Consider the following 9,124-nt stretch of genomic DNA (forward strand, 5'->3'; position numbering starts at 1 on the left):
ACCCTATCCTGTGGGGCGTGAATGCGTTGAAGTCCGGGCCGACCGTGCTGGTGATCGTGGGTGGCAGCATGGCGGCAGTGAAGGCCCCGTCGGTGCTGCGGCGGCTGCGGGAGCGGGGGGCGGCGGTGCAGGTGATCGCCACGCGCGCGGCGCTGGCGTTCATCACGGAACTGAGCCTGAGTACCGCGGCGGACGGGCCGGTCGGCACGGACGAGCACTGGTTCGAGGCCCGGCCGGACGCGCTGCACCTGACGCTCGCGCGGGCGGACGTGGCGGTCGTGGTGGGGGCGTCGGCAGAGCTGCTGGCGGGCGCGGCGCACGGGCACGCGAACGCGCTGGCGCTGGCGACGCTGCTGAGCGTGCGTGCTCCCGTGCTGTGGGTGCCCGCCATGAACGAGCTGATGTGGACGCACCCGGCGGTGCAGGCGAACGCGGCGACCCTGCGCGGCCGGGGGCACGCGTTCCTGGGGCCGGAGGTGGGGGCGTTCGGGACGCGCGGCGAGGGCAGCGGCGTGGGCCGCATGAGCGAGCCGGGCGACATCGCGGACGCGGCGCTGGCCCTGCTCTCCCCCACCGCCCCGCTGCGGGACCTGGCGGGCGTGCGGGTGGTCGTGTCGGCCGGCCCGACCCGTGAGTACCTGGACCCGGTGCGGTTCATCAGCAACCCGTCGAGCGGGAAGATGGGCTTCGCGGTGGCCGAGGAGGCCCGTGACCGGGGGGCGGACGTGACGCTGGTGACCGGTCCGGTGACGCTGCCGGACCCGGCGGGCATGCGGGTCGTGCGGATCGAGTCGGCGCTGGAACTGCGGGACGCGGTGGTGGCGGCGGCGCGCGGGGCGGGCATCGTGGTGATGACGGCGGCGGTCGCGGATTACCGCGCGGCCGCCCAGAGCGGCGAGAAGCAGGCGAAGGTGGCGGGCGACGTGACGGTGCACCTGACGCCGAACCCGGACATCCTGGCGCAGCTGGGCCAGGAGAAGGGGGCCCGGGTGCTGGTGGGCTTCGCGATGGAGACGCACGCGGGGGTGGAGCGCGCGGCCCTGAAGGCGCAGCGCAAGAACGCGGATTTCATCCTGCTGAACTACCCGACGCGCGAGGGCACGGCGTTCGGTGGGGATGACAATCAGGTGACGCTGGTGCGCCCGGACGGTTCGCATGAGGACTGGCCGCGTGTCAGCAAGCGGGAGGTGGCGCGGCGGCTGCTGGACGAGGCGGCGCGGCGACTGCCGGGCCGGGTAACCCCACCCCCGCCCCATTGAATAATTCACTGAATATGCATACCATGGGAGGAATGCCGGGACCGCTCAGCAAGGAACAGCGTCAGAAACGCATTCAGGACATCATCGCGCGCGAGAGCGTCAGCACCCAGGGAGAACTCGTCGAGCGGCTCCAGCAGGCCGGCATCCGCGTCACGCAGGCGACCGTCAGCCGCGACATCAACGAACTGCGCCTCGTGCGCCTCCCGGTCGGCAAGGGGCGCCACCGCTACGCCCTGGCCCAGACGACCGGACACGTGGGCGCGCAGGAGGAACTCGCCCGCCTGTTCCAGAACTTCGTGCATGACGTGGACCGCGGCGAGAACATGCTCGTCATCCGCACCGCCGAGGGACACGCCAGCGGCGTCGCGCTGCTGCTCGACCGGGTGCGCCGCGACGACATCGTGGGCACCATCGCCGGCGAGGACACCATCTTCGTCGTGGCCCGCACCACCGCCGAGGCCGAGAGCATCATGGAGGAATTCCACGCCCTGATGCTGGGATAAGGACCGTGGAAAGTTGATGGTTGCTAGAAGGGGGTGTTCCCCTCTATCAACCATCAACCGTTCACCATCACCCCCCGGTCACGGGACGTCGTCCTCGTCCAGCACGGGCACGTTGCCCACCGGGAGGTCCACGAAGGCGGTGGTGCCGCGCCCGACCTCGCTTTCCAGCCAGATGCGCCCACCGTGCGCGTCGACGATGCCGCGCGCGATGCTCAGGCCCAGGCCCGCGCCGCCCTGGTCGCGGCTGCGGCTGTCCTCCAGGCGGTAGAAGCGGTCGAACAGCCGCTCGAGCTGCCCCTGCGGGATACCCGGCCCGTCGTCCTGCACGCTCAGGCGCACGGTCGGCACGCCGGTCGCGGGGCGGTCCACGAGGCGGCTGTCGAGCGTGACGGTCTGCGCCCCGGCCTTCAGGGCGTTGCTGACGAGGTTGATGAGCACCTGTTTCAGGCGGTCCGGGTCGCCCTCGAAGGTCACGTCCTGCCCGGTGGTGCTGAGGGTGGTGTGCTGCGCCTGGGCCAGCGGCGCGAGTTCGCGGGTGATCTCGGTCAGGAACAGCGGCGCGAAGATCGGTTCGCGCGTCAGGACCAGCGCGCCGCTGTCGCTGCGGGCCAGTTGCAGCAGACTGGCGATCAGGTTCGTCAGGCGTTCGGATTCGCTCTGGATGATCCGCAGGCTCTCCTGCTGCTGCTCGTTGGGGTTGGTGCGGCGCAACAGGTAACTCGCGTGCCCGCTGATGGCCGTGACCGGCGTGCGCAGCTCATGGCTGGCGTCACTGGTGAAGCGGCGCTGCGCGTCGAAACTGTCCTCCAGCCGGCCCAGCATGGCGTTCAGGGCCGTGGCGAGCGACTCGACCTCGTCCCCGGTCTGCGGGACCGGCACGCGCTCGGTCAGGGTCTGCCCGCCGATGCGTTCGGCGGCGCGCTGCACGCGGCGCAGCGGTTGCAGCGCCTGCCCGGCCAGCACGTACGCGCCGCTCCCGGCGGTCAGCAGGCCCACCACGAACAGCAGCAGGATCACGTTCTGCAACTTCGAGAGGGTGTCCTGCACGGTGGCCAGGGAACGCCCGACGTACACGATGCTCAGGCCGTCGCTGCTGCCCAGCAGGCTGCCCGGTGCGTCCTGGCCCGGCAGTCCCTGTGACAGCGGCGTCAGGACGACCATCAGGCGCATCAGGGTCGGGGCGGGCCGGTAGGGTTCCTGCACCGGGTGGTTCAGGAACAGCTGCCCCCCACTGGAACGGATCAGGGCGGCGAGTTCCGCCTCGGACAGCGTGATGGGTTTCCCGGTGTCCACGCCCAGCGAGCGGCGTGACGCGTCCCGCAGGGCGCGCAGGGTGCCGAACAGCGCCTCGCGCTCGCCGGGCGTGCGGGCGCGTTCCAGCGAGTCCAGCAGCGTCTGCCGGTCGTACACGTCGATCTGCTCGAGCGCCAGGCTGGAATTCGGGAACTGGTAGCGGGCCAGCATCAGTGAGTCCGGGACCTGCCCCGGCTCGTCACGGCTGGCGTCCAGTGGCAGGGACAGCTGATCGGAGACGCGGGTACTCTGCACGTAACTCGTGAACTGCGTGTACGTGCCGCGCAGTTCGTTGTCGAGTCCCGCGATCAGGCTGCTGCGCATCAGGTACAGCGTGGTCACGCCCACCGTGGTCAGCAGCAGCGCCAGCAGCGCCGTGTAGAACAGCGTGAGTCGCCAGCGGAGCGTCATGCGGCCCTGCGGGGGTGGGGAGGAGCGTGCGGGGCAGCCATGTCCATGTGCGGCAGTCTACCGGCCCGCCTCATGAGGCGCCCCCACCCGGCGATGAGACACCGTCAGGCCGTCTGTGGAACCGCTCTGCGGGTCGCATCCACCCGGATTGCGTGGTTGTCGCCCCCCCGTCAATCGGAGTCCGTCTTGTACGGACTGCCGTTTGTTTCGTTGACAACCCGGAAGGGCACCGGGTTGCCAGCTCCACGTCCGGAACCCGCCCAGCTCCCACTCTGCAGGGCAGCTCTCCGAGTCGCATCCGCTCGGATTGAATGGTCTTTGCAGCCCATTCAATCGGAGTCCGTCTTACTCCTCGCGCAGCACGTAGCCGACGCCGCGCACGGTGTGGATCAGGCGGCGCTCCCCGCCCTCTTCCAGCTTGCGGCGCAGGTAACCGATGTACACGTCCACGACGTTGCTGCCGCCGGTGTACTCGGGCCAGACCTTCTCCTCGATCTCGAAGCGGGAGAACACCTTGCCGGGGTTGCGGGCCAGCAGTTCCAGCAGCTCGAACTCCTTGGCGGACAGTTCCACGCGGCGCCCACCCCGGAAGATCTCACGGCCGTCGAGGTTCATGACCAGGTCGGCCACGCGGACCTCGCCGGTCACGGCCGGGTTCACGCGGCGCAGGTGGGCGCGCACGCGGGCCAGCAGTTCCTCGATGGAGAACGGCTTGATCAGGTAGTCGTCGGCGCCGCTGTCGAGGCCCTCGACCTTGTCCTGGATGCCGTCCTTGGCGGTCAGGATGATGATGGGCGTGTTGCTGGTCTTGCGGATGCGCCGCGCGACCTCCAGGCCGTCGAGGACCGGGAGCATCAGGTCCAGGATGACGAGGTCCGGGTTGACTTCACGGAATTTGGACAGACCGGTGACGCCGTCGAAGGCCACTTCGGTGGCGTACCCTTCGGCCGCGAGTTCGAGTTCAATAAACCGAGCGATGTCTTTCTCATCCTCGATGACAAGTACCAGGGGCTTGCGTTCCATGCGGTCAGTCTATGGACCGTTCTCATGAGAAGAGGGGCGCGGCGCTTAATCAGCTTTCATCCGCAGCTCGCGCGGCGGGCGCCCGCAGCGGCAGCAGCAGGTGCGCGCGGCAGTTCTCACCGAAGCCCTGCAGCTGCAGCGGCTGGTACGGACGGGTGGGGAGGCCGCCGGCGTGTGCCAGCGCCGAGTCGCACACCAGCGTCTGCCCGGGCTCGGCAGCGTCGCACAGGCGCGTGGCGTAGTTGACGGGCAGGCCGTAGGCGCTGTTCTGTCCGCCCACGACGCCCATGATGACCTCGCCGCCGGACACCCCGGCCCGCAGGCGCAGGCGCTGGCCGAGGCTGGCGGCCAGCGTCAGGCGCGCGGCGCGCTCGTGTGCCTCGGCCGCCGCGGCGCAGGCGGCGCCGGCCTGCTCGAGCGGCCACCACGCCAGGACCGCGTCCCCCTGATGCTGCAGCACCTGCCCGCCGCGCGCCTCGAAGCTCAGGATCATGACCTGCACGAATTCCTGCATGAGGGTCTGGTAGTTGCGCAGCGGAAGCTGGCAGGCCATCGCGGTACTCCCCACCAGGTCGACCAGCACGAAGCACGCGTGGGTGCTGTCGTGGGCACCGGGAAGGGGAAGCAGCAGATCAGCCATAAGAGATGCCTTCATCATGCCTGAAGGTCGGCCCGCCTGCCAGGGGCCGACCCGGCGCTGGCAGCCGGGCTGGCCCTCCGCTTCACACCAGATCTGCAACTGACCGCGTAACAACGGCCCGGGATGCACCGCGGGCCAGCCCGGGAACCCGGAACGTCGCGTCACACGGATTCCGTTTGTTTCGTTGACAGATCGGAACACCACCGATCTGCCAACTCCACGTCCGGAGGGGCGTTTCTCTCCTGCTCGCTCTGCAGCGCAGCTCTACGAGTCCGCTCCGATTGAATGGCCTTTGCAGCCCATTCAATCGGAGTCCGTATCACACGGACGGCCGTCTGGTTCGTTCACACCCCGCCACCGCCCCGGGCGGCGCCCACCTGCGAGCGGCGTCCGGATCAGAGCAGGAACCCGTGCAGGGGCGGCACTGTCCGGAAAGCCAGCCAGTCCCCCACCCGCAGCGCCGGCAATCCCTCGAAGGACCCCAGCACCAGCGGCAGCCGGGCCTGCACGACCACCGCCGCGCCCCGCACCGCCAGCACCGTTCCCTGGCCCTCCACACCCGAGACGCCCAGGACCGTCAGGCTCTCGGCCGCCGGTCCCGGCAGGCGCCGCGTGAAGGCCGGGTCCAGCACCCCGTGCACCACCACGCGCGCCTCACCGGGCAGCGCCGCGTACGGCCCCGACCGGTCGAACAGGTACAGCACCCGGCCGCCCGCCGCGAACTCCAGCAGCGGACTGCCCTCCCGCTGCGGGTAGAGCACGCCGGTCGCCGCGAACTCCTCGAAGCGTCCGGCGAACTCCCGCTCGGACGTTTCCAGCGTCAACGCTGCCCTCCAGGCCCTGAATTCCACATGGCGGCGAGTCTACCGCATCCGCCCCGCACGCCCCCGGCCGGCCAGACGGCCTCCGGATCACTCCGGCCGGGGGGTCAGCCAGTCCAGGTCCGGGCGGTCCAGTCCGCCGCGCGACACCTGCGGCCACGTGTCGTCCAGGATGGCGTCGGCGCGTTCCAGCGCGAAGGTGCCCTCCACCTCGCGCTGCACGTGAATGAACGCCAGTCCCAGCAGCCGCTCCAGCACCGCCCAGGCCAGCGTGCCCGGCGCCTGCCGGTCCCTGGCGCGTTGCAGCAGCGTCGCGGTCAGGCGGTCGTCCCCGTCCGCGAAGGCCCGCGCGGCGGCCGGCGGGACCAGTGCGCGCAGGTCCGTCAGGTCAGGGTGCGCCACGTCACGTCCGCAATCACGCCGGCCAGCATGGTCAGCGCCAGCCACATGTTCGCGTCGAAGAACGCCACGTTCACGCGCGCCAGATCACCGGGGTTCACGATGCGGTGCTCGAACAGCAGGATGCCGCCCATCACCGCCACCGCCAGGTAGTACCAGAAGCTCGCGCCCGCCAGGACACCCACCAGCAGCAGCAACGCGAAGGTCAGGGCGTGGCTGGCCGCCGCGATCCGCAGCGCGCGCGGAATCCCGAAACGCGCCGGGATGCTCCGGATGCCGTTCGCCACGTCGAAGTCACGGTCCATGGTGGCGTAGATGACGTCCAGGCCGATCATCCAGAAGATCACGACCGCCCACAACGCCCAGGCGGGCGGCGCGAACTCGCCGGTCACGGCGATCCACCCTCCGGCCGCCGCCGCGCCGTCCGTCACGCCCAGCCACGCGTGACACAGCCACGTGAACCGCTTGGTGTAGGGGTAACCGATCAGGAACACCACTGCCAGCGGCAGCAGCGCCAGGCACAGCGGGTTCAGTTGCGCCGCCGCGAACGCCATGACGATCAGACTGACGATCACCAGCGTCCAGGCCTGCGCCGGGCTGACCTTCCCGCTCGGCACCTCCCGGCCGGCCGTGCGGGGATTACGGGCGTCAATAAACCGGTCGATGACCCGGTTGGCGCCCATGGCGGCGGTCCGGGCGGCCGCCATGGCAACCGTCACCCACAGCAGCACGCTCCAGCCGGGCCAGCCGGTCCCGTTCTCCTGAATGCTGGCCAGCAGCATGCCCGCATACGCGAACGGCAGCGCGAACACGGTGTGTTCGAACTTGACCAGTTCAAGGTAGGTTTTCAAGCGTGATCTCCTGCTGGTTCCCGCGGCGCCTTCACTCACAATGCCGCAGAATACGCCTCCGGGAGGCCCGCTGCCCCACACCACGCCGCGATCTTTTTGCTATAGTGCTCGGGCGCGCGTTGCTTGACGAGGCGTAGCGCAGGCCGGTAGCGCACTTGGTTTGGGACCAAGGGGTCGCAGGTTCGAATCCTGTCGCCTCGACCAGACTGCTCCTCCGGGACAGCACGACGCAGCGCGCCGCACGCGGGATTGGTGTAGTGGTAGCACAGCAGCCTTCCAAGCTTCTGGCCTCGGTTCGAATCCGTGATCCCGCTCCACAGACCGGCCCCCACCCCAGGGGGCCATTTTGCTTTCCGCTCCGCCGATGTTCCCCCACGCGCCCTTAGCTCAGCTGGATAGAGCAACCGCCTTCTAAGCGGTCGGTCGCAGGTTCGAGTCCTGCAGGGCGCGCCACCTTCACCCCCCTCCCCTGCCGGGCGGGGGGTTTCTGCCTCCTTCACAGTCCAGTGGGCGTGCTGGGGGCGGGGACATTTTGCGTGGCGCGCCGCGGCAGCATGTCCGTCATGCCAGCGTTCGTTCCGCGACATGAGCAGGCGCAGCGCGAGGCGCTTGACTTCCTGAACCTGTACCACACCGAGACCGGCCGGCCCGGCCTGCGGCAACGGCAGGCCGAGGCGTACCGGGGCCACCTGACCCTCAGCACCGACGAACTGACGTTCGGCGCGCGGGTCGCGTGGCGCAACAGCACCCGCTGCGTGGGCCGGCTGCCCTGGCAGACGCTACGCGTGAACGACCTGCGCCACGTGACCGACCATGACGGGGTGTTCGCGCACCTGCTGGCCCACCTGCGCGGCGCGCTGAATGGCGGGCGGATCCTGCCCACCATGAGCGTGTTCGGGCCGGGCGTCCGCATTCACAACGACCAGCTGATCCGCTACGCCGGGTACCGCCAGCCGGACGGCAGCGTGCTCGGCGACCCGCAGAACGCCGACCTGACCGACCACCTGCGCCACCTGGGCTGGGCGGGCGGGCCGGGCACCCGCTTCGACGTGCTGCCGCTGGCCATCGAGGCGGGCGGGCAGGTGCGCCTGTTCGACCTGCCGGCTGACGCGGCGCACGAGGTCCGCATCACGCACCCCACCTGCCCGGCCGTCGGGGAGCTGGGGTTGCGCTGGCACGCGCTGCCGGTCATCAGCAACCTGACCCTGGAGGTCGCCGGGGAGTCCTTTCACGCCGCTCCGTTCAACGGCTGGTACCTGCAGACCGAGATCGCCGCGCGGAACCTCAGCGACGAGGGCCGCTACGATCAGCTGCCGGCCGTCGCGGCGGCCCTGGGCCTCGATACGACCTCCCGCCGCTCGCTGTGGGTGGACCGCGCCCTGCTGGAACTGAACGTGGCGGTGCTGCACTCCTTCGATCAGGCGGGCGTGCGGATCGCGGATCACCACGCGGTCACGCGGCAGTTCCGGCACTTCGAGGCGCTGGAAGCCCGCGCCGGTCGCCCGGTGCAGGGCCGCTGGTCCTGGCTGGTGCCACCCATGGCCCCCGCCACCACGCCGCTGTGGGACCGCCAGTACGACGACCGGGAGGTGCGTCCCAACTTCACAACACAACTCCCGGCGTGGCGGGCGGCGCGGCCCGGCGTGTGCCCCTTCCATCCCTGACCGGCCCGCCCAGCCACCGGCCAGAGCACCACCGGCCCCTGCCCCACCGGGCAGCAGGAAGGGGCACGAGCAGGGGAACAGAAAAACGCCCCGGACCTTGGAAGGTTCGGGGCGTAGTAGACGCAATCTGGTGTTGTCGACGTGACCTATAGAAAGGAGGTGATCCAACCGCACCTTCCGGTACAGTTACCTTGTTACGACTTCACCCCAGTCATGAACCACAGCCTAGACGCCTGCCGTGAAGCTCCCGGCGGTTTCAG

General features: G+C 70.0%; 9 protein-coding genes, 3 tRNA genes and 1 rRNA gene. 6 read left to right on the top strand and 7 right to left on the bottom strand.

What is annotated here, in order from left to right; genetic code table 11:
- Window positions 1–17 precede the first annotated feature (17 nt).
- Entirely contained in the window at window positions 18–1,259 is a 1,242-nt protein-coding gene (gene coaBC / locus ABDZ66_RS09410; protein ID WP_343758131.1) for a bifunctional phosphopantothenoylcysteine decarboxylase/phosphopantothenate--cysteine ligase CoaBC, read from the top strand.
- A 32-nt stretch (window positions 1,260–1,291) separates the two neighbouring features.
- Complete coding sequence (gene argR, locus ABDZ66_RS09415; RefSeq protein ID WP_343758133.1) at window positions 1,292–1,762, top strand: arginine repressor; 471 nt, start codon at window positions 1,292–1,294, stop codon at window positions 1,760–1,762.
- Window positions 1,763–1,840: 78 nt separating this feature from the next.
- Here the strand turns inward: argR and ABDZ66_RS09420 are convergent, their stop codons facing one another.
- The 6 genes from ABDZ66_RS09420 to mqnP form a co-directional block, all read right to left on the bottom strand.
- Complete coding sequence (locus ABDZ66_RS09420) at window positions 1,841–3,466, bottom strand: sensor histidine kinase (protein ID WP_343758135.1); 1,626 nt, start codon at window positions 3,464–3,466, stop codon at window positions 1,841–1,843.
- 345 nt (window positions 3,467–3,811) lie between these two features.
- Window positions 3,812–4,489, bottom strand: a complete 678-nt coding sequence (locus tag ABDZ66_RS09425; protein WP_010887388.1) for a response regulator transcription factor — start codon at window positions 4,487–4,489, stop codon at window positions 3,812–3,814.
- 49 nt (window positions 4,490–4,538) lie between these two features.
- The gene (locus ABDZ66_RS09430) at window positions 4,539–5,129 is read right to left on the bottom strand and encodes an adenylate/guanylate cyclase domain-containing protein (RefSeq protein WP_343758137.1); all 591 of its coding nucleotides are present in this window, start codon (window positions 5,127–5,129) and stop codon (window positions 4,539–4,541) included.
- A 395-nt stretch (window positions 5,130–5,524) separates the two neighbouring features.
- Complete coding sequence (locus ABDZ66_RS09435) at window positions 5,525–5,980, bottom strand: hypothetical protein (RefSeq protein WP_343758139.1); 456 nt, start codon at window positions 5,978–5,980, stop codon at window positions 5,525–5,527.
- 60 nt (window positions 5,981–6,040) lie between these two features.
- Window positions 6,041–6,352 (bottom strand): hypothetical protein, encoded by a 312-nt coding sequence (locus tag ABDZ66_RS09440; protein WP_343758141.1) that lies wholly within the window; start codon window positions 6,350–6,352, stop codon window positions 6,041–6,043.
- Window positions 6,334–7,200, bottom strand: a complete 867-nt coding sequence (gene mqnP, locus ABDZ66_RS09445; RefSeq protein ID WP_343758143.1) for a menaquinone biosynthesis prenyltransferase MqnP — start codon at window positions 7,198–7,200, stop codon at window positions 6,334–6,336. The genes ABDZ66_RS09440 and mqnP overlap by 19 nt, the downstream gene beginning before the upstream one ends.
- Before the next feature lie 127 nt (window positions 7,201–7,327).
- Here mqnP and ABDZ66_RS09450 point away from each other — a divergent pair.
- The 4 genes from ABDZ66_RS09450 to ABDZ66_RS09465 all read left to right on the top strand — a co-directional run bounded on the left by ABDZ66_RS09450 (window position 7,328) and on the right by ABDZ66_RS09465 (window position 8,864).
- A tRNA-Pro gene (locus tag ABDZ66_RS09450) sits at window positions 7,328–7,404 on the top strand.
- 39 nt (window positions 7,405–7,443) lie between these two features.
- Window positions 7,444–7,517 (top strand) — tRNA-Gly (locus ABDZ66_RS09455).
- 59 nt (window positions 7,518–7,576) lie between these two features.
- Window positions 7,577–7,653, top strand: a tRNA-Arg gene (locus ABDZ66_RS09460).
- Window positions 7,654–7,754: 101 nt separating this feature from the next.
- The gene (locus ABDZ66_RS09465) at window positions 7,755–8,864 is read left to right on the top strand and encodes a nitric oxide synthase oxygenase (protein WP_425544416.1); all 1,110 of its coding nucleotides are present in this window, start codon (window positions 7,755–7,757) and stop codon (window positions 8,862–8,864) included.
- A 152-nt stretch (window positions 8,865–9,016) separates the two neighbouring features.
- On the opposite strand, the gene ABDZ66_RS09470 is transcribed toward ABDZ66_RS09465, so the two are convergent.
- A 16S ribosomal RNA gene (locus tag ABDZ66_RS09470) occupies window positions 9,017–9,124 on the bottom strand; the annotation flags it as partial.

The sequence above is a fragment of the Deinococcus depolymerans genome (assembly GCF_039522025.1).
Lineage (GTDB): Bacteria > Deinococcota > Deinococci > Deinococcales > Deinococcaceae > Deinococcus > Deinococcus depolymerans.